The 23,045-nt window shown below is 48.0% G+C and carries 20 protein-coding genes and 1 pseudogene; 3 read left to right on the top strand and 18 right to left on the bottom strand.

Translation table 11 applies throughout. From position 1 onward, the window contains the following. Positions 1-104: 104 nt before the first annotated feature. The 13 genes and pseudogenes from A8F97_RS01400 to A8F97_RS01340 form a co-directional block, all read right to left on the bottom strand. Positions 105-1,216 (bottom strand): IS3 family transposase gene (locus A8F97_RS01400; protein ID WP_121313211.1). Its coding sequence is split into 2 segments (ribosomal slippage): positions 105-955 and positions 955-1,216, totalling 1,113 coding nucleotides; the frame shifts between segments, so codons are not numbered across the junction. A 43-nt stretch (positions 1,217-1,259) separates the two neighbouring features. Then, positions 1,260-1,514: a PAAR domain-containing protein gene (locus A8F97_RS01390; RefSeq protein WP_050512672.1), complete on the bottom strand. Its 255-nt coding sequence runs from the start codon at positions 1,512-1,514 to the stop codon at positions 1,260-1,262. 72 nt (positions 1,515-1,586) lie between these two features. After that, entirely contained in the window at positions 1,587-2,522 is a 936-nt protein-coding gene (locus A8F97_RS01385; protein WP_083255951.1) for an IdsF, read from the bottom strand. Positions 2,523-2,665: 143 nt separating this feature from the next. Next, on the bottom strand, positions 2,666-3,601 hold the full coding sequence (locus tag A8F97_RS01380; RefSeq protein ID WP_083255950.1) for an IdsF: 936 nt from the start codon (positions 3,599-3,601) through the stop codon (positions 2,666-2,668). Positions 3,602-3,744: 143 nt separating this feature from the next. Further along, complete coding sequence (locus tag A8F97_RS01375) at positions 3,745-4,680, bottom strand: IdsF (RefSeq protein WP_083255949.1); 936 nt, start codon at positions 4,678-4,680, stop codon at positions 3,745-3,747. 144 nt (positions 4,681-4,824) lie between these two features. Beyond that, positions 4,825-5,760, bottom strand: a complete 936-nt coding sequence (locus A8F97_RS01370; RefSeq protein WP_069704163.1) for an IdsF — start codon at positions 5,758-5,760, stop codon at positions 4,825-4,827. A 144-nt stretch (positions 5,761-5,904) separates the two neighbouring features. Beyond that, positions 5,905-6,840: an IdsF gene (locus A8F97_RS01365; protein WP_083255948.1), complete on the bottom strand. Its 936-nt coding sequence runs from the start codon at positions 6,838-6,840 to the stop codon at positions 5,905-5,907. Between the two features lie 143 nt (positions 6,841-6,983). After that, positions 6,984-7,922 carry an IdsF gene (locus A8F97_RS01360; RefSeq protein WP_099092829.1) on the bottom strand — a complete coding sequence of 313 codons (939 nt, stop codon included), beginning with the start codon at positions 7,920-7,922 and terminating at the stop codon, positions 6,984-6,986. Beyond that, a complete protein-coding gene (locus A8F97_RS01355; protein ID WP_227001577.1) occupies positions 7,873-8,718 on the bottom strand; it encodes a hypothetical protein in 846 nt (281 codons plus the stop codon). The genes A8F97_RS01360 and A8F97_RS01355 overlap by 50 nt, the downstream gene beginning before the upstream one ends. 355 nt (positions 8,719-9,073) lie before the next feature. Next, a pseudogene (locus tag A8F97_RS22865) lies at positions 9,074-9,463 on the bottom strand (contractile injection system protein, VgrG/Pvc8 family); the annotation flags it as partial. Between the two features lie 530 nt (positions 9,464-9,993). Then, the gene (locus tag A8F97_RS01350) at positions 9,994-10,539 is read right to left on the bottom strand and encodes a 1,2-dihydroxy-3-keto-5-methylthiopentene dioxygenase (protein WP_014701127.1); all 546 of its coding nucleotides are present in this window, start codon (positions 10,537-10,539) and stop codon (positions 9,994-9,996) included. Beyond that, the gene (gene mtnC / locus A8F97_RS01345; RefSeq protein WP_033071890.1) at positions 10,536-11,225 is read right to left on the bottom strand and encodes an acireductone synthase; all 690 of its coding nucleotides are present in this window, start codon (positions 11,223-11,225) and stop codon (positions 10,536-10,538) included. The genes A8F97_RS01350 and mtnC overlap by 4 nt, the downstream gene beginning before the upstream one ends. Continuing rightward, positions 11,222-11,839 (bottom strand): methylthioribulose 1-phosphate dehydratase, encoded by a 618-nt coding sequence (locus A8F97_RS01340; protein ID WP_015731063.1) that lies wholly within the window; start codon positions 11,837-11,839, stop codon positions 11,222-11,224. Before A8F97_RS01340 ends, mtnC begins: the two co-directional genes overlap by 4 nt. A gap of 178 nt (positions 11,840-12,017) precedes the next feature. On the opposite strand from A8F97_RS01340, the gene A8F97_RS01335 reads away from it, so the two are divergent. Both A8F97_RS01335 and A8F97_RS01330 read left to right on the top strand, forming a co-directional pair. Further along, complete coding sequence (locus A8F97_RS01335) at positions 12,018-13,175, top strand: pyridoxal phosphate-dependent aminotransferase (protein ID WP_014701130.1); 1,158 nt, start codon at positions 12,018-12,020, stop codon at positions 13,173-13,175. After that, on the top strand, positions 13,163-13,930 hold the full coding sequence (locus A8F97_RS01330; protein ID WP_033071891.1) for an amidohydrolase: 768 nt from the start codon (positions 13,163-13,165) through the stop codon (positions 13,928-13,930). The genes A8F97_RS01335 and A8F97_RS01330 overlap by 13 nt, the downstream gene beginning before the upstream one ends. A gap of 48 nt (positions 13,931-13,978) precedes the next feature. Here the strand turns inward: A8F97_RS01330 and A8F97_RS01325 are convergent, their stop codons facing one another. The 3 genes from A8F97_RS01325 to A8F97_RS01315 form a co-directional block, all read right to left on the bottom strand. Next, on the bottom strand, positions 13,979-14,971 hold the full coding sequence (locus A8F97_RS01325; RefSeq protein ID WP_033071892.1) for a glycyl-radical enzyme activating protein: 993 nt from the start codon (positions 14,969-14,971) through the stop codon (positions 13,979-13,981). A gap of 7 nt (positions 14,972-14,978) precedes the next feature. Further along, positions 14,979-17,459, bottom strand: a complete 2,481-nt coding sequence (gene hpsG / locus A8F97_RS01320; protein ID WP_015731066.1) for a (2S)-3-sulfopropanediol dehydratase — start codon at positions 17,457-17,459, stop codon at positions 14,979-14,981. 148 nt (positions 17,460-17,607) lie between these two features. Then, a complete protein-coding gene (locus tag A8F97_RS01315; RefSeq protein ID WP_033071893.1) occupies positions 17,608-18,546 on the bottom strand; it encodes a sulfonate ABC transporter substrate-binding protein in 939 nt (312 codons plus the stop codon). A 408-nt stretch (positions 18,547-18,954) separates the two neighbouring features. Here A8F97_RS01315 and aptA point away from each other — a divergent pair, with 408 nt between their 5' ends. Beyond that, on the top strand, positions 18,955-20,283 hold the full coding sequence (gene aptA / locus A8F97_RS01310) for an omega-aminotransferase AptA (RefSeq protein WP_033071894.1): 1,329 nt from the start codon (positions 18,955-18,957) through the stop codon (positions 20,281-20,283). 231 nt (positions 20,284-20,514) lie between these two features. On the opposite strand, the gene hpxK is transcribed toward aptA, so the two are convergent. Together hpxK and A8F97_RS01300 are read right to left on the bottom strand one after the other, a co-directional pair. Continuing rightward, a complete protein-coding gene (gene hpxK, locus A8F97_RS01305; protein WP_033071895.1) occupies positions 20,515-21,804 on the bottom strand; it encodes an allantoate amidohydrolase in 1,290 nt (429 codons plus the stop codon). Continuing rightward, on the bottom strand, positions 21,801-23,045 hold the full coding sequence (locus tag A8F97_RS01300) for a pyridoxal-phosphate-dependent aminotransferase family protein (protein ID WP_014701137.1): 1,245 nt from the start codon (positions 23,043-23,045) through the stop codon (positions 21,801-21,803). Before A8F97_RS01300 ends, hpxK begins: the two co-directional genes overlap by 4 nt.

Below are 23,045 nucleotides of genomic sequence, written 5' to 3'. Positions count from 1 at the left end.
ACATCAGAATACGCCGCACGGACGCGGCGAAACCGTCATCCAATGTTTACCGTTCCTCCGCCCATCACCACGCCGCCGCAGCTCACCCTGTAAGTATCCCAGCTTTAGTTCCACGCACTTTTTGAGAGTTCCGGTTTTTCAGCCATCAGCCGGTACTCTTCCGGGGTCAGGTTGTTCAGGGATTCATGAGGCCGTTCGCTGTTGTATTCCGTCAGCCAGCGCTCCGTGATTTCCCGTGCTTCGTTCAGCGTTCTGAACAGGTAAAAATCCAGGATTTCTGTTCGGTACGTCCGGTTAAAACGTTCAATAAAGGCATTCTGTGTTGGCTTGCCCGGTTTAATAAATTCCAGTGCTACACCATGCTCTTCCGCCCATTGCGCCAGCGTCAGCGAGACCAGCTCTGGACCGTTATCCATCCGCATCTTTAGCGGATATCCTCGGCTTGCCACTATCCTGTCCAACACCCGAACAACGCGTTGTGCCGGGATATTCAGGTCAATTTCTATCGCCAGCACTTCACGATTAAAATCATCCACCACGTTGAACGTGCGAAAACGCCTGCCACACACCAGTGCATCATGCATAAAATCCACTGACCAGCTCTGATTCTGGTGTTCCGGGGTCACCAGTGGTGCGGGATTACGCACAGGCAAACGCTGCTTTCCCTTACGACGAAAATTTAGTTTCAGTAAGCAATAAATACGATGAACGCGTTTATGATTCCATGCGTGACCCTGCCTGCGTAGCTTCTGGAACAACTTCTTGAAGCCGTATCGCGGATAGCGTTCAGCCATGTCGGTCAGCGCCTGAACGACCGGCTCATCACGCCGGGTGTCGGGCTGGTACAAATACACCGTCCTGCTCAGCGATAACGTCCTGCATGCCTGGCGGATGCTCATCGTAAATTGCGCGGTCAGGTAATTGACGAGCTCACGCTTTATCGCTGGTTTTAAAGCTTTTTTTCAATAACATCTTTGAGTGCACGGCACTCCAGACTCAGATCGGCAAACATCTGTTTCAGCCGCCGGTTTTCGTCCTCCAGATCTTTCATCTTTTTGATATCAGACGCTTCCATACCACCAAATTTGGCTTTCCAGTTGTAGTACGAGGCCTCGGATATCCCCGCTTCGCGACAAACGTCTTTGACGGTACGTCCGGCTTCAACAGACTTCAACACGGCGATGATCTGGTGCTCGGTAAATCGGGCTTTGCGCATAGCGATCTCCTCAATGGAACATAATCAGTATGTCGGAAGATCTCTAAAAGTGAATGGTTCGGTTTACCGGGATACTTACAACCCCATCGCCGGTGCGCGCAGCCGGCTTGCCATCAACGAACACACTGGATGAACCGCCGCTGATGTGCCGGCTGTGGCCGTGAGGAACCAGAGGCTCGCCCTGCCGAGCCAATGGCAGACCATCAACTTTAACCGTTGATGAGCCAGCAGAAACCGGAGTCGGTGGATGACTACCGTGCCCGGTGTCACTATCGCCTAATTTAACTGCGTTACCCATTATCAGTCCTTTTTTAATCCATCCATTACACTACCGAAGTAAGCAAATGAGCGACTCGGTATTAATCCCACGTTACCTCACCAGCGTCACCTTGCCATCTATTATCGAGAAATAAGGGTTATAAGTAAAAACAACATCGCCGTTAGAATTTTTGAATTTCAGTGGTGAATTCTGGAAGAATCCAATAGCAAGGCGAAAAAGTCGCCCATTGCGGTATCTAATGATCTTGTATTTATCCCATTCAATAGGAACCGGTGTAAGCTGTTTATCAATCACATGCTGCGGGAAATCGGTAGAAATAAACATCATTCCCGTATTGGATCCTTCCGCGAAGGCCATCTCCTGATTCGAGATCTGTGTGACTTTTTTCAGGCCTTCAATATCACGATCTTTCATCATCATCCAGATATCCGTATAGGCCACCTTGATTTTTTGCAGGTCATCTTCTGTCACCGGGGTGGCATTGAACCACGACCAGCGAGGCAAACCAGCGGCCTTCAGACGACCTCTGACTTTATAGAAGCCATAGTCTTTTTCATTTTTGGTATAGCCTTCAAACACTGTCGAACTATTGGTTGTCGTGGCAGAATCACTCGCTGTAATTTCACCTTTTTCATTCACGCTTAATTTAAAGTTGGCGATTTCGGTACTGGTTGTCTCCGTATCCTTAGTAACAATCACCTGGCAGGATGAGTCAGGAAACAGCGTTTTGGGATCCTCATAATCCTGCGGCCCCATCAACAGTTCAATATCATTGTTTCCATTTTCTAAAAATGCCGTCAGGTTAAATCCCGCCGACATAGTTTTAGAAGGAATAGTTGTATTGTCACCAGCCGGAAGATCGTTGATCCTTAGAAGGCAAGTGCTTTTATAGGTTTTAAAGGAAATCAGATATTTTTCTTTTATCCCTTCTTCAGCCTTAGCCGGAAAAACTAACACTAACAGCAAAAACGTTGCCATCTTCAATAAAAATAGAGGTAGATTATAAGATGCTCTACTAAAAATCACGGTAAGTCTCCCTGTTAATCAATCCATTAATAAATAATAAAAATCAGTTTATGTTTTTATTTCATCTAATAGCACTCCCATTCTTTCATAAGGTGTATTAACACGTTGGAGTAAATGTTTTACTCCAACATAATTAATCTAAATTACCTTACCAAAGTCACTTTACCATCTATTATTGAGAAATAAGGCCTGTAAGCAAAAGCAATCTTCCCTTCCTCATTTATAAATCTTAATGGCGAGTTTTGGAAAAAACCCACGCCTAAACGAAATAATCGCCCATCACGATACTTGATTATTTTATATTTACTCCAATCAATTGGAAGAGGGGTAAGTTTTTTATCAATCACATGCTGCGGGAAATCGGTAGAAATAAACATCACCCCTGTATTAGATCCTTCCGCGAAGGCCATCTCCTGATTCGAGATCTGTGTAACTTTTTTCAGGCCTTCAATATCACGATCTTTCATCATCATCCAGATATCGGTATAGGCTATTTTAATTTTTTGCAGGTCGTTTTCTGTCACCGGGGTGGCATTGACCCACGACCAACGGGGCAAACTAGCGGCCTTAAAACGACCTCTGACTTTATAAAATCCATAGTCTTTTTCATTTTTGGTATAGCCTTCAAACACTGTCGAACTATTGTCTGTCGTGGCAGAGTCACTCGCCGTAATTTCACCTTTTTCATTTACGCTTAATTTAAATTTGGCAATTTCGGTACTGGTTGTCTCCGTATCCTTAGTGACTATCACCTGACAGGATGAGTCTGGAAACAAAGTTTTAGGATCGTCATGGTACTGAGGAGCCATCAACAACTCGATATCATTGTTTCCATTCTCCAAAAATGCCGTCAGGTTAAATCCTGCCGATATGGTACCAGAATCAATTTTTGTATTATCAATCGCAGGCAGATCGTTGACCCGTAAAATACAGGTGCTTTTATAGGTTTTAAAAGAATAAATATATTTATCACTACTCATCTCATCAGCCTTGGCTGGAAAAACTAATGCTAACAGCAAAAACGTTGCCATCTTCAATAAAAATAGAGGTAGATTATAAGACGCTCTACTAAAAATCACGGTAAGTCTCCCTGTTAATCAACCCATTAACACATAATTAAAATTAGTTTATTTTTATTATTTCATCTAATACACCCCATTTTTTATGGGGTGTATTAACACGTTGGAGTAAATGTTTTTTACTCCAACATAGTTACCCTATATTACCTCACCAGCGTCACCTTACCATCTATTATCGAAAAGTAAGGATTGTAAGTGAATACACCATCACCATTAGAGTTTTGAAACTTCAGGGGTGAATTCTGAAAAAATCCGAATCCAAGGCGAAAAAGTCGCCCATCGCGGTATCTAATAATTTTGTATTTACCCCATTCAATCGGGGCAGGTGTAAATTGTTTATCAATCACATGCTGCGGGAAATCGGTAGAAATAAACATCATCCCTGTATTAGAGCGTTCCGCAAAGGCCATCTCCTGATTCGAGAGCTGTGTGACTTTTTTCAGGCCTTCAATATCACGATCTTTCATCATCATCCAGATATCCGTATAGGCCACCTTGATTTTTTGCAGGTCATTTTCTGTCACCGGGGTGGCATTGACCCACGACCAGCGAGGCAAACCAGCGGCCTTCAGACGACCTCTGACTTTATAGAAGCCATAGTCTTTTTCATTTTTGGTATAGCCTTCAAACACTGTCGAACTATTGGTTGTCGTGGCAGAATTACTCGCTGTAATCTCACCTTTTTCATTCACACTTAATTTAAAGTTGGCGATTTCGGTACTGGTTGTCTCCGTATCCTTAGTGACTATCACCTGACAAGATGAATCAGGAAACAGCGTTTTGGGATCTTTATGATTCAGCGGCCCCATCAGCAGTTCGATATCATTGTTTCCATTTTCTAAAAATGCCGTCAGATTAAATCCCGCCGACATAGTTTTAGAAGGAATAGTTGTATTGTCACCAGCCGGAAGATCGTTGATCCTTAGAAGGCAAGTGCTTTTATAGGTTTTAAAGGAAATCAGATATTTTTCTTTTATCTCTTCTTCAGCCTTAGCCGGAAAAACTAACACTAACAGTAAAAACGTTGCCATCTTCAATAAAAATAGAGATAGATTATAAGATGCTCTACTAAAAATCACGGTAAGTCCCTCTGTTAATCAATCCATTAACACATAATTAAAATTAGTTTATGTTTTTATTTCATCTAATAGCATTAACATTCTTTCATGAGGTGTATTAACACGTTGGAGTAAATCTTTTTACTCCAATATACCTAACCTATATTATCTCACCAGCGTCACCTTGCCATCTATTATTGAGAAATAAGGATTGTAACTGAAGACGGCTTCCCCATGAAAATCATTGAATTGTAATGGGGATATTTGAAAAAATCCTACCCCCAATCGGAAAAGACGTCCACCTCGATATGTTCTCAATTTATAATCATTCCACTCAATCGGAGCGGGGGTGAATTGTTTATCGATGACGTGCTGTGGAAAATCGGTAGAAATAAACATCATCCCCGTATTGGATCCTTCCGCAAAAGCCATTTCCTGATTCGATATCTGTGTGATTTTCTTCAGGCCTTCAATATCACGATCTTTCATCATCATCCAGATATCGGTATAGGCTACTTTAATTTTTTGCAGGTCATTTTCTGTCACCGGGGTGGCATTGACCCACGACCAACGTGGTAAACCAGCAGCCTTCAGACTCCCTCTGACTTTATAGAAGCCATAGTCTTTTTCATTTTTGGTATAGCCTTCAAACACTGTCGAACTATTGGCTGCCGTGGCAGAATCACTCGCTGTAATTTCACCTTTTTCATTCACAGTTAATTTAAAGTTGGCGATTTCGGTACTGGTTGTCTCCGTATCTTTAGTAACAATCACCTGGCAGGATGAGTCTGGATACAGGGTTTTGGGATCTTTATGATTCTGTGGCCCCATCAGAAGCTCAATATCATTGTTTCCATTTTCTAAAAACGCCGTCAAATTAAACCCCGCCGACATTGTTTTGGAATAAACCAAGGCATTATCAGCCGCGGGAAGATCGTTGACCCGTAAAATACAGTTGCTTTTATAGGTTTTAAAAGAAAACAGATATTTTTCTTTTATCTCTTCTTCAGCCTTGGCCGGAAAAACTAACACTAACAGTAAAAACGCTGCCATCTTCAATAAGAATAGAGGTAGATTATAAGACGCTCTACTAAAAATCACGGTAAGTCCCCCTGTTAATTAACCCATTAACACATAATGAAAATTAGTTTATTTTTATTATTTCATCTAATAGCATCCCATTTTTTATGGGCTGTATTAACACGTTGGAGTAAATGTTTTTTACTCCAACATAATTACCCTATATTACCTCACCAGCGTCACCTTACCATCTATTATTGAGAAATAAGGGTTATAAGTAAAAACAACATCACCGTTAGAATTTTTGAATTTCAGTGGTGAATTCTGGAAGAATCCAATTGCAAGGCGAAAAAGTCGCCCATCGCGGTATCTAATGATCTTGTATTTATCCCATTCAATAGGAACCGGTGTAAGCTGCTTATCAATCACATGCTGCGGAAAATCGGTAGAAATAAACATCATCCCCGTATTAGAGCCTTCCGCAAAGGCCATCTCCTGATTCGAGATCTGTGTGACTTTTTTCAGGCCTTCAATATCACGATCTTTCATCATCATCCAGATGTCCGTATAGGCCACCTTGATCTTTTGCAAATCATTTTCCGTAACCGGAGTGGCATTGACCCACGACCAGCGAGGCAAACCAGTGGCTTTCAGACGACCTCTGACTTTATAAAATCCATAGTCTTTTTCATTTTTGGTATAGCCTTCGAATATCTTTGAACTATTAGCTGTCGTGGCAGAATCACTCGCTGTAATTTCACCTTTTTCATTCACAGTTAATTTAAAGTTGGCGACTTCAGTACTGGTTGTCTCCGTATCCTTAGTAACAATCACCTGACAGGATGAGTCTGGATACAGAGTTTCAGGATCTTCATGGTACTGTGGAGCCATCAACAACTCGATATCATTTTTTCCATTTTCTAAAAATGCCGTCAGGTTAAACCCTGCAGATATGGTACCAGAGTCAATTGTTGTATTATCAACTGCTGGTAGATCGTTGACCCGTAAAATACAGGTACTTTTATAGGTTTTAAAAGAAAAAAGATACTTTTCACTACTCATTTCGTCAGCCTTGGCTGGAAAAACTAATGCTAACAGCAAAAACGTTGCCATCTTCAATAAAAATAGAGGTAGATTATAAGACGCTCTACTAAAAATCACGGTAAGTCTCCCTGTTAATCAATCCATTAACACATAATTAAAATTAGTTTATGTTTTTATTTCATCTAATAGCATTAACATTCTTTCATGAGGTGTATTAACACGTTGGAGTAAATGTTTTACTCCAACATAATTAATCTAAATTACCTTACCAAAGTCACTTTACCATCTATTATTGAGAAATAAGGCCTGTAAGCAAAAACAATCTTCCCTTCCTCATTTATAAATCTTAATGGCGAGTTTTGGAAAAAACCCACGCCTAAACGAAATAATCGCCCATCACGATACTTGATTATTTTATATTTACTCCAATCAATTGGAAGAGGAGTAAGTTTTTTATCAATCACATGCTGCGGGAAATCGGTAGAAATAAACATCATCCCTGTATTAGATCCTTCCGCGAAGGCCATCTCCTGATTCGAGATCTGTGTAACTTTTTTCAGGCCTTCAATATCACGATCTTTCATCATCATCCAGATATCAGTATAGGCTATTTTAATTTTTTTCAGGTCGTTTTCTGTCACCGGAGTGGCATTGACCCACGACCAACGGGGCAAACTAGCGGCCTTCAGACGGCCTCTGACTTTATAGAAGCCATAGTCTTTTTCATTTTTGGTATAGCCTTCAAACACTGTCGAACTATTGGCTGCCGTGGCAGAATTATTCGCTGTAATTTCACCTTTTTCATTCACGCTTAATTTAAAGTTGGCGATTTCGGTACTGGTTGTCTCCGTATCCTTAGTAACAATCACCTGACAGGATGAATCAGGATACAGAGTCTTAGAATCTTTATGATCCAGTGGCCCCATTAGTAATTCAATATCATTATTTCCATTTTCTAAAAATGCCGTCAGGTTAAATCCTGCCGATATAGCTACAGAATCCATTTCTGTATTATCAATAGCAGGGAAATCATTTACCCGAAGAAGGCAAGTGCTTTTATAAGTTTTAAAAGAGAAAATATATTTTTCACTACTCATTTCATCAGCCCTAACTGGATATGTCACTAATAGGCAAAAGAAAAAACACACATTAAATAATATTAAACCGATGTTTAGATTCATATTTTTCCAATTTATCATGAATTACCCACTCCTTTTCAGCCTGTTTATTTTGGCCAGAGGTTTTATTAGTTGAATTTCTATCCGACATATCAGCACCATCATTCCCCGCCCCCTTCGAGCTAGAAGAAACCCCCACTGTATAATTCACATAAACCTTCGCCGTGATGCCTTCGTGGTAAAGCACCAAATCCAGTTGATCTTTTGTCGGCGCATATAGCCCCAGGCATCCTTTTGCGATGGCTTTCCCGCCAATTTCCAGTGCTCCCTCGGCAATATAAAAACGCACACCGGCACGGATATTGGCTTCCATGGTCAGTGTTAGTGTGGCTTCTACCGATTCGTCTTTCTGCCATTCCCACTCATTTTTGGCGTCTGATTTAAATACCAGTGAGAAGTTGAGATCCCCATCCGCAACGAGCCAAAATTTGGTCCAGAAATACGCAGCGTTACCACCTTCCTCGTAGGCCTGTTGCTGAGACAGCAGTTTTTCACGAACGGCCGCTAATAACACATCCGCCCGATACCAGGCAGCAAATACCTGAAGCAGATCCAGTGTCATTGTTATCCCGATCAGCGGGGCTAACCGGAGCGACAATTCTCTTTCAATATATACAGCGCCCGATTGACTATCTTCTTTTAATTCACCCTTGGCGCTAATCTCTACTGCCGGATAGGTGATGTCTGTTTCCAGCAACCTGATTTTGTCATTCTCGCCTTCGGCCGTAGACAGCGCCTTGCTAATAAAATCGATTGCTTTTACTGATTTATTCAAAAAGGAAAGCGTATTGCCTTTTTTCTTAAAATCTTTTTTCATTGAAGATTGATATTTCTTCTCTGGCTCACCGCTGCCTAACGTGTATGAAAACGTTCCGCCAATGTCAAGAGAGTGGCTTATTTCATAGTTAGGGCGCCTCGTCCATCCTCGAGCGCCACGCTGCGGACTCCCATTGGCAATATTTTCCTCTTGAGCCTATTTCCTTTTCTGTCGCTCAGTAAACTCGGTAGCCTTCCCATCAGTGCCAATAGCAACATCGATATTCCAACTAAACGCCGGATAAATCACAATTTCTGAACGAAGCACGTCTCTGGAAGGCAGGCTAAATACCTGTGATATACCATTAAGAAAATATAGTGACTCACTGATAAAAGGCTCATCGTTACACTGCCCTAATCCCGGCTTCTTCCAGCAGGGTGCCGATAATCGCGTCTGGTTTCTGCGCCTGAAAGATGCGGGCGTTGGTGCGTAAGCCCAGCCGCCACAGCGCCGGACGCACTTCCGCTCGATAGCGGGTGCGGCGAAAACCGGTGTCTCCCTGCGTGAAGCCACTGATAATCCCGCTGACCCGACGCTTTAGTTCACCCTCATACCAAATCATCAGCTCGCACGGCTGATCCAGTACCGCGCCAAAATCCACATCAGGTAACGCGCTCGCCAAGCTCAGCGACAGGCTGAAAGGCTGGTTAAGCGCCTCGCCGAGCTGAAAATCCACCACCGCAAAGGTGCCGGCCGCCAATGCGCCGACCTTTACGGTGAACTGTAATCCTGTACTGTTGGCCACCTATCCTCTCCTTCTCTTTCACGGTAGCCATGGCTACCGCACGCCCCGGAACTCCCCAGAGCGGCATGTTGTAATCCTAATTAACATCAAATACTTGAGTTGTGGTCTGCGTCTACCCACACCACAATCCACTTTGATAACGACACCACATTGATAAAAACGCCACGCAGGAGAGAAGCGCAGAAAATTTAGGTTGAGCAGAGACTCGGCGTGTTCACACGGTAGAAAGCAAGTTGGTCGCGGGGCTGAGACAGCAGGCAGAATAATGAAAACGTTCCCTGTGACATCCTTGGCGATATTCCTTTTGAGAAAGAAAGTACGGGTAAAGGATAGCAAAACGATCAGAAGGGCAATAGAACAAAAAAAGGCCTAAAAACAAGCAAACGCATTGATTAACAATAAAATAATTTCAATTTAAATCAATTAGACAGCAAATTAAAAAACAACCTCATCATCTGGGGACAGTGTATCTCCTGTCCCCACCATACTTCATATTGCTGGTGCGTTCGCAAGGGTCAAACGCCCACGTATTAGCGCTCCAACTTCGGATACACATCGGCGATCTTGTCGCCGGTAAAATGGGCGATCCAGCCTTCCGGGTTATCGAACAGGCGGATTGCGGTAAAGTGCGGCTCCGGTCCCATATCAAACCAGTGCGCCGTGCCTGCGGGTACAGATAGCAGATCATTCTTCTCACACAGGATCTGGTAAACCCTGCCGTTCAGATGCAGGCAAAACAACCCTGCGCCTTCCACAAAAAAGCGCACTTCATCTTCGTGGTGGACATGCTCGGATAAAAATTTGGTCCGCAGTTCCGCACGCTGCGGATTGTCCGAACGCATGCTGATCACATCCCAGCTTTGATAGCCTTTTTCTGCCACCAGCTTATCGATTTCATGCTGATACACCGCCAACACTTCCTCGGACGATGGCGCATCACTCAGCTTCTGGCTGGCTTCCCAACGCTCAAAACGTACACCGATATCATTCAGTTGTTTCTTAACCGCGTCGGCATCCTGACTTTGCCAAATCGGCTGGCTTGCATCGCTGTCGCTAAAAATGGTTAATCCACTCATTTGGCATACTCCGGTAAGTCGATCTGGTCAAAACGTGCCACCTGACGGTGACGGCTTACACTATCCGCATCATCGCGAATAAGCTGGCAGGTGTGCCAACCGGCTTCCTGCGCAGCATCCAACTCCTGACGAATATCCGATAGGAACAACAGTTGCTCAGCAGGCAGTCCGATGGCGTGCGCAATGGTGCGATAAGAATCCGTCTCTCGCTTCGCACCGACGCGAGTATCAAAATAGTCGCTAAACAGCGGTCGCAAGTCACCCGCATTGCTGTAACCGAACAGCAGTTGCTGCGCTTCCACCGAGCCTGATGAGTAAACATACAGGCGAAGACCTTGCTGCTGCCATGCCGCAAGCTGTTCTGCCACTTCAGGGTACAGATGCCCCTGAAAATCACCATTAAGATAGCCCGCGCGCCAGATAATGCCTTGTAGCTGCTTCAGCGCCGTAGATTTACGATCTTCATCCATAAACTGATTCAGGGCGGTAATCAACGTCTCGCTATCCGCATCAGGCTGAGCCAATTCCTGACGTAAGGCGTTCAGCGCCTGCGCGATCTCAGAATAGTTACCATGCTGTCGCACCGTGTCAGCCAGCCGCGCACGGGCATAGGGAAACAGCACGCGGTGAACAAAACGGATGTCGCTGGTGGTGCCTTCAATATCTGTCACAATTGCGTTAATCATGCTTTCGCCTCCAGCAGTCGGCGCTGCAATTCGCACTGAAACAGGAACTCTAACCCTTCCAGATGACGGCGCGCTTCTTTCACTGTTGCGCCCCAGCAGTAAAGACCGTGGCCGCGTACCAGAAAGCCGTAGCGCAGCGGCGTGTGGCTGGCGTATTCGGTTACCCGCTGCGCCAGCGCCGGAATATCCTGATCGTTATCGAAAATCGGGATCGCCACACGATCCAAATGCGTGGTTTGCCCCGCCAGCGATTTTTGCATTTCGTAGCCGTGCAGCACCAGTTCAGCGCCCTTCTCTACCCGAGACAGCACCGTCGCATTCACCGAGTGGGTATGCAGCACCGCACCAATGGTTAGCTCACGACGGTACAGCAGCGTATGCAGCCCCGTTTCCGCCGATGGCGTGCGGCCGCTCGGCACATGGTTTGTAGCAATCTCCACCAGCAGGAAATCCTCTGCCTGAAGGCTGCCTTTATCTTTACCCGATTCGGTAATCAGGCACTGCGCGTCATCAAGCCGCACGGACATATTGCCACCCGTCGCGGGACACCAGCCCTTCTCACCTATCCAGTGGCAGGCCGCAAGCAGCGCCGTCAATTGTTGATTTTCAGTCATGAGGCTTCCCGTTTTGGTTTTTCTGTTTCAAAGCATGCAGTTGCAACGTTTAGATTTTTTCTCTATGTCTTAGTACGCAAAGGAATTTAGCCGTTTAAACGTCCAAGCGTCTTGATTGCCAAATACTAACAGCATGTTATATTACCAAGCAATACAGGCTTGCAGGAGTCCTATCGCTATGAGCGCCGCTCTGATCCCCGACAGTAAACTGCCTTCGCTGGGCACCACCATTTTTACCCAGATGAGCGCACTGGCCCAACAGCATCAGGCCATCAATCTATCACAAGGTTTCCCTGATTTTGACGGCCCGGCGTATTTACAACAGCGGCTGGCGTATCACGTCAGTCAGGGCGCAAACCAATACGCACCGATGACCGGCGTTGCACCGTTGCGTCAGGCAATTGCCGAAAAAACGGAAGAACTGTACGGCTGGCGACCGGATGCCGATAGCGAAGTGACCGTCACCGCAGGGGCAACTGAAGCGCTGTTTGCCGCTATTGCCGCACTGGTTCGCCCCGGTGACGAAGTGATTTGTTTCGATCCCAGCTATGACAGCTATGCGCCGGCTGTCACATTGGCTGGTGGCGTACTCAAACGCATCGCCTTGCAGCCGCCGGCGTTTCGCGTGGACTGGTCACATTTTGCCGACTTGCTGAGCGCTCGCACACGGCTGGTCATCCTGAATACGCCGCACAACCCGTCCGCCACCGTGTGGCAGAAAAACGATTTTGAGCAGTTGTGGCAGGCGATTGCCGCACGTGACATTTTCGTGCTGAGTGATGAAGTCTACGAGCACATCTGTTTCGACAGCGGCGGGCACGCCAGCGTGCTGGCCCATCCCTCACTGCGCCAACGCGCAATTGCCGTTTCCTCGTTCGGTAAAACGTTCCACATGACCGGCTGGAAAGTCGGTTATTGCGTCGCACCAGCCGCCTTAAGCGCGGAAGTCCGTAAGGTTCACCAATATCTGACGTTCTCCGTGAACACGCCCGCGCAGTTCGCGATTGCCGATATGCTGCGTGAACAACCGCAACACTGGCGCGAACTGCCCGATTTTTACCGCGCACGTCGCGATCGCTTCATCAATGCGCTTGCAGGCAGCCGTTTTGAAATTCTGCCCTGCGAGGGCACCTACTTCCTGCTGGCGGACTATCGGGCGATTTCAGCTCTGGACGATGTCAGCTTCTGCCGCTGGCTGACCGAGCACGTTGGCGTCGCGGCCATTCCGCTGTCAGTCTTTTGCGCCGATCCGTTCCCACATACGTTGATTCGGCTATGCTTTGCTAAACAGGAAGCAACGTTGGATGCCGCTGCGGAGCGTTTATGTCAACTTTAAAGATTTCATTGCTGCAACAGCCATTAGTCTGGCGCAATGGAGAAGCCAACCTGCGCCACTTCGATGCCTTATTGGAGGAGATGAGCGGGCGTGATGTCATTGTGCTACCGGAAATGTTCACCACCGGTTTTGCGATGGAAGCCGCCAGAGGCAGTCTGGAGCAATCAGTCGTCGAGGCGTGGCTGCGCCAATGGGCGAAAAAGACCAATGCGCTGATCGGTGGCAGCGTGGCGGTAAATACGTCGAAAGGTGCGGTGAACCGGTTCCTGCTGGTCGATCCGCATGGCGTGGTGCATCACTACGATAAACGCCATCTGTTCCGCATGGCGGATGAACACCAGCACTATCAGGCGGGTACGGAGCGGCTCACCCTTGAGTGGCGCGGCTGGCGCATCTGCCCGATGATCTGCTACGACCTGCGTTTCCCAGTATGGTCGCGCAACCGGCAAGACTACGATCTGGCACTATATGTTGCCAACTGGCCCGCTCCACGCGCGGCACACTGGCAGACGCTGCTGGCGGCACGTGCCATTGAGAATCAGGCCTATGTTGCAGGTTGCAACCGTATCGGCACTGACGGCAACGGCCACAGCTACCGTGGCGATAGCCTGATTATTAACGCTCAAGGGGAAATTCTGGCCTCTGCCGCCCCCAATCAGCCCGCCCGTCTGGACGCCGAACTGTCGCTGGAAGCGCTGCAAAGCTACCGGGAATCCTTTCCTGCGTGGCGCGATGCCGATCGGTTTACGCTGTAAGCTTTTTCCTGACGATCGCCGCTAACGCGGCGATATTCGGCGACACCATCATGCCATTGGCGCACCATAACGCTCACCACAGCGAGTTTTGGCTTGCTGAATAATATCGGCACCCACCTCATCACAAAGCAGTTGTTCCGCTGGTAAATAGTCTCGCCCCAGCAGGCGATATTTGTCTCGGCCTAAACGGTGATACGGCAAAATTTCGTAGCTAACTTGTGACAGTGGCAGAATGAAATCAATAATCGCTTGGATATCATGCCAGTTAGCATTAAATCTTGGGATCAACGGTGTGCGAACATGAATAGGTAAGTGAGGAAACGCTTGCCGCAACTGTAATAAATTGTTCAGGATGCGGTGATTGCCACGTCGGGTAAACCGACGATGCTGCACGTCATTCATACTCTTCACGTCGAAATAAATGGCGTCAGTGTAATTGGCAATCTGGCATAAATCAGACCAGTGTCCATCACCACAGGTTTCCAATAGCGTGCCGATATGCCTTCTTTTGGCTTCCTGCAATAGTGCCAGCGCAAACATCCCCTGCATCAACGGTTCTCCACCGCTCAGCGTTAATCCCCCACCAGAACGCCGATAAAAAATACTATCAGACTCGACGATATCCAGAACCTGGCGCACCGTCATCGGCTCGCCAAAACCATGCAAAGCCTGCGTTGGGCAGTGGGTCGTGCACGTCAAACAGTTGGAACAGAGGTGGCGATCGAGGCATATCTCTCCGGTTGGCGTATAGCTAAGCGCCGCTGTCTGGCACTGGGACTCACACAAACCACAGATCGTACCGCCCAGACATTTGCGAACATCAACAGCGATTTCTGGCTTGCCGCTCTGGGATTCTGGATTGCTGCACCACTCACAACGTAGCGGGCAGCCTTTCAGAAACACCACCGTACGGATACCCACACCGTCATGCAGAGAATAACGCTGGGTATTAAATACCCAGCCCGTCAGTATTTCGGAATGAAGTAGCGATTTATTCATCGCACTTAATTCAGCAGCACCGCAGTTATTTTCCCTCAACATTCACCGCCTAAAACATTTCATGCCCGGTTCGGGCGATCAGATCATCCTGTAAATCCGGTGACAGATCGGTGAAATAAGCGCTGTAACCCGCGATACGCACAATCAACCCACGATAACGTTCGGGGTCGGCTTTTGCAGCCAGCAGCGTTTCTCGGTTAATCACGTTAAACTGCACATGCCATAATTTCAGGTCGCACCAGGAACGGATTAAATCGCACAGTTTACGAGTTCCCTCCTCGCCAGCAACAATCGATGGCGTGAACTTGATATTCAGCAAACGAGCCGCTCGTTCGCTAAACTGATAATTCTTGGTCTGATAATTAGACAGCAGCACCGCCGTCGGCCCTTTTGCATCACATCCCTGCGAGGCAGAGGATCCATCGGACAGCGGCATCCAGGCTTTACGACCATTTGGTGTGGCGTGCACCACTTTGCCAAACGGCACATGGGAAGTGAAAGGCACCAATCTGAGGTCAAGGTGTACACCAAGCGTTTTTGAATATTTGCGGGTAAAATCCAGGCAGACTTTATCCAGGGTCTTACCAATCGCATCGGCATAAGGGTCGTTATTACCATATTTGGGCGCACTAGCCAGCAGCGCGCGCAACACCTGATGATGCGTAAAATTATCTTCCAGCGCCTCTAACAACTGAGACATGGTGATTCGCTGATCTTCGTAAACCAATTTTTTAATGGCTACCAGCGAATCAATGACCGTTCCATAGCCCATAAACTCGAAATAGCCTAAATCAATCCCGCCTTCAATCACTGGCTGGTGAATATCTTTACAGGCAGCCATAGACAAATCATGTAATGCCGATCCCAGCGGCCAGGCGAAATGTTTAGCACGCAAATCAATAATGATCTTTTGCTGGATAAAAGCATGACGAAGAAAATTATTATGCTGTTTGATATATGCCTGCCAGAAATCCTCCCATGAGGAGAAATCGCGTGGATCGCCCGTTTCCAAGCCAAGCAATTCCGTGCCGTGACGCTGCATCCTACCGTTATAAAGCGTCATTTCTAACGCCGCAGGAAAATTGATGTAAGCGCAAGGGCTGGTATAGGTGTCGCGGTTTGGCATCCTGCACTCGGCGCAACCTGAAACCGCATAATCATAGGCCTGAGAAAAATCGGCCCCCTTGGACAACAACAAGGGAACGACTTCTTCATCATTAATCAATTTTGGAAAGCCTGTGCCTTCCTTAATCGTCTCCGCAATATCGTGGAGAAAATGTGCGGGAGTTCGATTATGAATACGTGCTGCCAGATCGGGATAATGCAAAGGGAACTCGCGCTTGGAGCGTAGAAACAGATGGGATAAAGCATTGGTGGCATCCATCCCTTCCGACGTCTGCCCACCGATTGTCACCGCTTCCCAGTGTGCGTAGCCCTCATTAAAAGCACCGCCAGTGGGTGAGATATACAAGTCAACAAACTGCGCCATCGCAACCCACATGCAGGACAACCACTCCAATGCCTGTTCATCGTCCAGCACGCCCCGTTTAATATCCCGCTGATAGTAAGGAAAGAGATATTGATCCATGCGACCATTAGAAATAATTGTACCGGTCTTCTGCTCCAGACGAGAAAAAAGTTGGGTAAACCACTGCGATTGCAGCGCATCGCGGAAATCCCGCGCTGGGTTTTCCGGCACCCATTCACAACGCTCGGCAATATCCAACAACTCCAACTGCCGCTGGGGATCTCGCTCTTTTTCCGCTAATTCCTTGGCTAGCTGTGCATGGCGTTTAGCCCACAGTACGATCGCGTCGGCGGCGATAACGATCGCCTGTAAAAATGGCGCTTTCTCCATGCTTTCAACAGGATTAAACGGATCAAGTTCTGCCAGACGTTGCTCTGCGTCCTGCCGAATCCCTTTAAAGCCTCGCTGTAAGACCTTTTCATAATCATGCACCCATTGTATGGATGAACGAAAGGAAGAGGTTTCATTGACGATAAATCGCGAAGTCTGGCGATCTGCTGGATCGTAGGTCAGGCGTAACGTTTCTTCCGGCAATGCCTGCGATAAATGTTCATGGTAAGTTTTCCCCTGCCAATAGGGGGAAATCTCATCGTGGATTACGGCGCAGTCCCTTTCATCAATAGTAAACGGGGATTCCTGACGCAGGGGAAGCTGGCTGATAGCAGCATCAAGAAAATCGCCATCCAACTCAGGATACAAAATACCGTAACGTCCCTGCTTCCCTGCTCGCCCGACGATCAGTTGTTCATCATCGATATAGACCGTAATGTTCTCGGCAATATGATACATCGCCTTAGCCCAGCGTAGGATCAGCATTTGCCCTTCAGTCACGCGCATCGACTCGGTGAAATAGCGAGCACGATCTACGTCAATACTGGGGCTTCCCTGCTGAATGTGTTCCAATATCGTATCGGTTCTACTCAGCTTTTTATTCCGCGGTACATCACCGTTTTGCAGAAGACGAGACTCCTGCGGACTCAACACCGTTGCGCTCTGGCTCATTCGTGTACCCCATAATATTTATTTCAAGATCAGTATCTTGATTAACACGCACCTCGTGCCGATAAAAAAATCGGTAATGCCTTCCCTTGCCATAAGATGATCATCCGTGCCAAAGCCGACCGTAATCGCGTCTATAGAGAGCCATGAGTCATTGAGGTGGAGTCCATACCGCTTGCTTGATATCCAGCTTTTTCGGAATCAATTTCAGGCCAACAAAGGTATCGGCGATACGCTGCTGGCTGGCAATCGCTTCAGGCGAAATAAACTGTGCATCATAGCCCTGCCTCTCAACGGCAAGCTGGGCGATATTTGCAGGAAGCCCTAACAAGGGGGCGATCTGACGGGCAACCTCTTCCGGAGAGTCGACGGCTTTCTTGCCAATCAGACGAACCTCTTCGATTAGCGCGGTGATGATATGTGGATGTTTGTCGGCAAAATCGCGCCTTGCCAGATAAAACTGGTAATTATCAACAATCCCGCGCCCATCGCGCAGCACCCGAGCATGGATCTGTTTTTCTGCCGCAGCACTGAAAGGATCCCAGATAACCCAGGCATCGACACTGCCATTTTCAAATGCCGCACGCGCGTCTGCGGGGGGTAAATAAACGGGTGTGATATCGCTATATTGCAGGCCAGCTTCGAACAACGCCCGTACTAATAAGTAATGAACGTTAGAGCCTTTATTTAAGGCAACCTTTTTCCCTTTTAGCTGTGCCACTGAGCTCAGCGGCGAATCCTTAAGAACCAGGATCGCTTCCGCCGTCGGGGAAGCAGGTTCATTGGCGACATAAACCAAATTAGCATTTGCCGCCTGAGCGAATACTGGCGGTGTTTCTCCCGTAAAACCAAAATCAATCGCTCCAATATTCAGCCCTTCCAGCAGTTGAGGTCCACCGGGAAACTGTGTCCACTCCACTTTAACGCCTTGTGAACGTAACCTATTTTCCAGAGAACCTTCTTCTTTTAGCAAAACTAACGTTGTCGCCGACTTTTGATATCCGATCCGTACTACATCGGCAGAATAGGCCATCGCAGGAAGTACCAGCGACGCAATGAAAATGAAGCTGTAACGGAAAAAACCGATCATAAACACACCATAGAGTCAGAAGGAATAATGCATCCTAGCCTTTATCTAACGGTGTTATGAAATATCAGATATTGATAAAAATATCGATTATTTGTCTAACGCACTACACAGCAACAATTATTAATGAGACGTTAAATAAAACGCAAAAACAAGTTAATAAAAAGAAATTAAATATAATAGAAAAAATAAAATATATAGTATTCATCCTAAATAACTCATGCTGAAATATTTTATATTCCACCATATTAAAAATCAGCAATAAAAAAGAAAAAAATCATCTTTTACATTAGCAATAACTTTATGAAACATACTCTCATCAGGAAACACTCAGTGTATTAATCCGAAAAAATGCCCCACCGTAAGTCCTGCGAAAAAACTAAATATTCAAACATTATCAGGTAACTCGCCATGACCAAACAACGGAAAGATCTCCGTAATATCATTAATGACAACTTCTGGCTTCCCTTTACACCAAACGGGGATTTCCGCCAGGACCCGAAATTATTTACTCAAGCTGAAGGGTTTTATTATCAGGACAACGCAGGGAATCACATACTGGACGGCGTCTCCGGTTTGTTTACTTCTGCTTTAGGTCATCGTCGCCAGGAAATTGCCGATGCGGTTTATCAGCAATTTATGACACTGGACTACAGTCCCAGCTTTTATCGCAGCCATCCTCTGGCATTTGAAACCGCGAACGAGTTGGCAAAAATTCTTCCCCCACAGCTTGATCGCCTATTTTTTGTAAATTCCGGTTCAGAAGCGATCGACAGCGCCCTGAAAGTCGCACTTGCCTACCAACGGGCCCGTAAACAGAGTTCACGTAAGTTGTTTATATCCCGTGAACGCGCTTATCACGGCGTCAACTTTGGTGGTGTAGCATTGAGCGGGCTGACCAACAACCGTCGACAGTTTGCAGGTAGCTGGCCGCAGGTTGTTCACCTACGCCATACCTGGCTGGAGGAGAACCGTTATCAGCGGGGGCAACCTGAACACGGCGACTATCTGGCAGACGATCTGCAACGCCTGATTGAATTACATGGCGCTGAAAATATTGCGGCCTGCGTGATCGAACCTATCGCGGGCTCTACTGGCGTATTGGTTCCGCCCAAAGGCTATCTTGAACGTATCCGGCTACTGTGCGATCGCTATGACATTCTGCTGATTATGGATGAAGTGATTTGCGGATTCGGGCGAACCGGCAAGGCATTCGCCAGCCAAACATTTTCTATCCGCCCAGACATTATTACCCTTGCCAAGGCACTGACCAACGGCACACAGCCTATGGCCGCTGTTGCCGTCGATCGTCGTATTTACGATCAAATTATTAACGCCGCGGGCGAACAGGAAATTGAATTTTTTCACGGTTACACCTGGAGTGCCCACCCGGCAGCCTGCGCGGCAGCACTCACCACTTTACGTCTGTATCAAGAAGAGAACGTTTTTGCCAACGGAGAAAAACTAAGCCCTTATTTTCTTGATAAGTTATTTGAACTACAAGGGCTGCCGATAATTAGCGATATTCGTGGATTTGGTCTATTAGGCGGTATCGATCTACACCCTACAGAGAAGGCAGGACAGCGCGGTTATCGGTTACAAAAAAAACTCTTCGAACGCCGGCTACACCTGAAATCCACTGGTGATACCTTAATTATCGCCCCAATACTGGTTTCGAACCCTACCTATATTGACGATCTTTTCTCTATTCTCCGCGAGGTGCTCAGCGAAGAACATTAAATAGTATCCTTTCCCACTGCTATCGCAACAAGCGATAGCAATCGTCAGGCTCGCCAGAATTACGACGTCGGGGCATAACTAAATGTATTATCTGGCGGGTTCACAGCTAAAGTGGATCGATAATATGCAAGGTTATTTAGTGAAAACATTAGTAAATAATATTACGCCTCACCTGGTGAAATAACGAAAAGGCATCGAATGCCACAAACCGCATTCAAAATACAGATTGGCTTATTTCGATGAGAAAGATGAAACTAAATCACTGTTATCGTTATACGCTAATATCATATTTCCCAGCGCACTTAATGCCAGTGCCACATCTGCCGTGATAACGGATTCGTCGGGATGGTGGCTGATGCCGCTGCGACAGCGGACAAAGAGCATCGCCACTGGCCAGCATTCGGCGATGGCGATAGCGTCATGCCCTGCGCCGCTCGGTAGCATCAGCGTTTTCCCCTGCACCTGCATCACCGCCTCATTTAATGCCGACTGTAACGTAGGATCGCAGCGGGTTGCCGCAATACGATAATACTCTTCGGCGCTGAACTGGCAGCCGCGCTGGTACGCGATATCCTGTGCCAGCGTCAGGAGTTTTTGCAGCAACGCATCCAGCGTCGCATCCTCCGGTCCGCGAATATCCAGCGTCATCTTCACTTCACCGGGGATGACATTCGCCGCGCCCGGTAAGCATTGCAACGTACCAAACGTAGCGACCAGATGAGGATCGCTTTCCCGCGTCATCCGTTCTGCCTGTGCCATCCAGTCGGCCGCCGCGGCCAGAGCATCCTGCCGCTGCGTCATCGGCACCGTTCCTGCATGCCCCGCCAGACCGAGAAACGTGCAGTTGAGCCGCCGCGCCCCGTTGATTGCCGTCACCACGCCCAGCGCCAGATCCTGCTGTTCCAGACACGGCCCCTGCTCGATGTGCAATTCCAGATAAGCGACGATGTCACTGACCGGACGTGCCGCCTGCGCCACCTCAAGCGGGTCCAGCCCTGCAATGGTCAACGCCTGCGCCACGCTGGTGCCTTCTGCATCCTCACACGCCAGCCAGTTTTCCGGCCAGGTGCCCGTCAAACCTCGGCTTCCCAGCAGAGTAATGCCAAAACGCGTACCCTCCTCATCGCCGAAGCCGATAATTTCCAGCGCCACGGGCAATCGAATTCCCTGCTGCTGAAATGCGCGCACTACCTCAATCGCCGTTAATACGCCTAGCATCCCGTCATAGCGACCGGCATTGCGTACCGTATCCAGATGCGAGCCGAGCAGTAACGCGGGTGCATCCGGTGTTAATCCTTCATAGCGACCACAAATGTTGCCAACGCTATCCTGCCAAACGTTCATCCCGGCTTCGCGCATCCACTCCCCCACCAGCCTATTGGCACGCAGGTGTTCCAGCGACAGGTAAACACGGGTCAGTTGACCGGGCGTTTCGCTAATTTCAGCCAGTGCATCGCAGCGCGACATAATCTGTTCGGCGGCAGCCTGTGCAGCAGCGGGCAACATCAGAATTTCACTCATGCACGCTCCTCGCTCACCGCATAGCTGTTCCAGGCGGCCTGCATGGCCTCGCCCTGCACGGTGTGGAAGCCAAGACGATTCAGTACCGCCTCTAGCGCCGTCAGCGTTTGCATCACGCAGTCTTTACGTGCGTTGTAACCCATGGTGCCAATACGCCAGATTTTGCCCTGAAGCGGGCCAAATGAAGTGCCGATCTCAATCGCAAAGTCTTCCAACAGCAGCTTACGCACCTGTTCGCCGTGAACACCGTCGGGAATCTCCACGCCCAGTACGTTATTCATTTTGTGGCTGAGATCGCCAAAGGTTTCCAGCCCCATTCCCTGAATCCCTGCCACCAGCGCATTACCGTGTAGCGCATGGCGGACAATGCTGCGATCCAGCCCTTCTTCGAGGATCACCCGCGCACACTCGCGTGCGGCAAACAACATGCTTGTTGCTTCGGTGTGGTGATTCAGGCGCTCCGGCCCCCAGTAATCCATCACCATGCCCAGATCGAAATAGTTGGAATAGATCATCTCGTCGTCGCCGTCCTGATGCGCGTCGGTTCTGATCCCCTGCTCGATGCATTTACGGCGGCGGATCACCGCTTCCATCTGCGGGCTGAGCGTAATGGGTGAGCTGCCAGACGGCCCGCCCAGACACTTCTGTAATCCGGCAGAGACCGCATCCAGTCCCCACTTATCGGTTTCCAGAGGATTCCCGCCAAAAGACGCGGTGGCATCGGTGTAGAACAGCACGCCGTGGCGACGGCAAATCTCACCCAGTTCCGCCAGCGGTTGCAACATGGTGGTCGATGTGTCGCCCTGCACCGTCAGCAACAGACGTGGACGCACCGCTTTGATCGCTTCTTCGATCTGGTCAGGCGAGAACACCTCACCCCACGGCACTTCGATGGTATGGACCTCGGCACGGCAGCGGCGGGCAATCTCACACAGCAAATGACCAAAACGACCAAATACTGGTACCAGTACCTTGTCACCGGGGCGGATCGCCGACAGCAGGATCGCTTCGATACCCGCACGCGAGGTGCCGTCCACCAGCATCGTCCAGCGGTTTTCCGTACGAAAAAGTTGACGATAGAGCGCCATAACCTGATTCATATAATGGGTCATCGCGGGGTCATATTGACCAACCAATTGGCTGGACATTGCCCGTAATACGCGCGGATCGGCGTTGATCGGCCCCGGCCCCATCAGTAAACGATGAGGGGGATTAATTTGCGCGAACAGTTCGCTGCTCAT

The sequence above is a fragment of the Pectobacterium parmentieri genome, assembly GCF_001742145.1.
Classification (GTDB): Bacteria; Pseudomonadota; Gammaproteobacteria; order Enterobacterales; family Enterobacteriaceae; genus Pectobacterium; species Pectobacterium parmentieri.
This window is presented reverse-complemented; position numbering and strand designations above follow the sequence as displayed.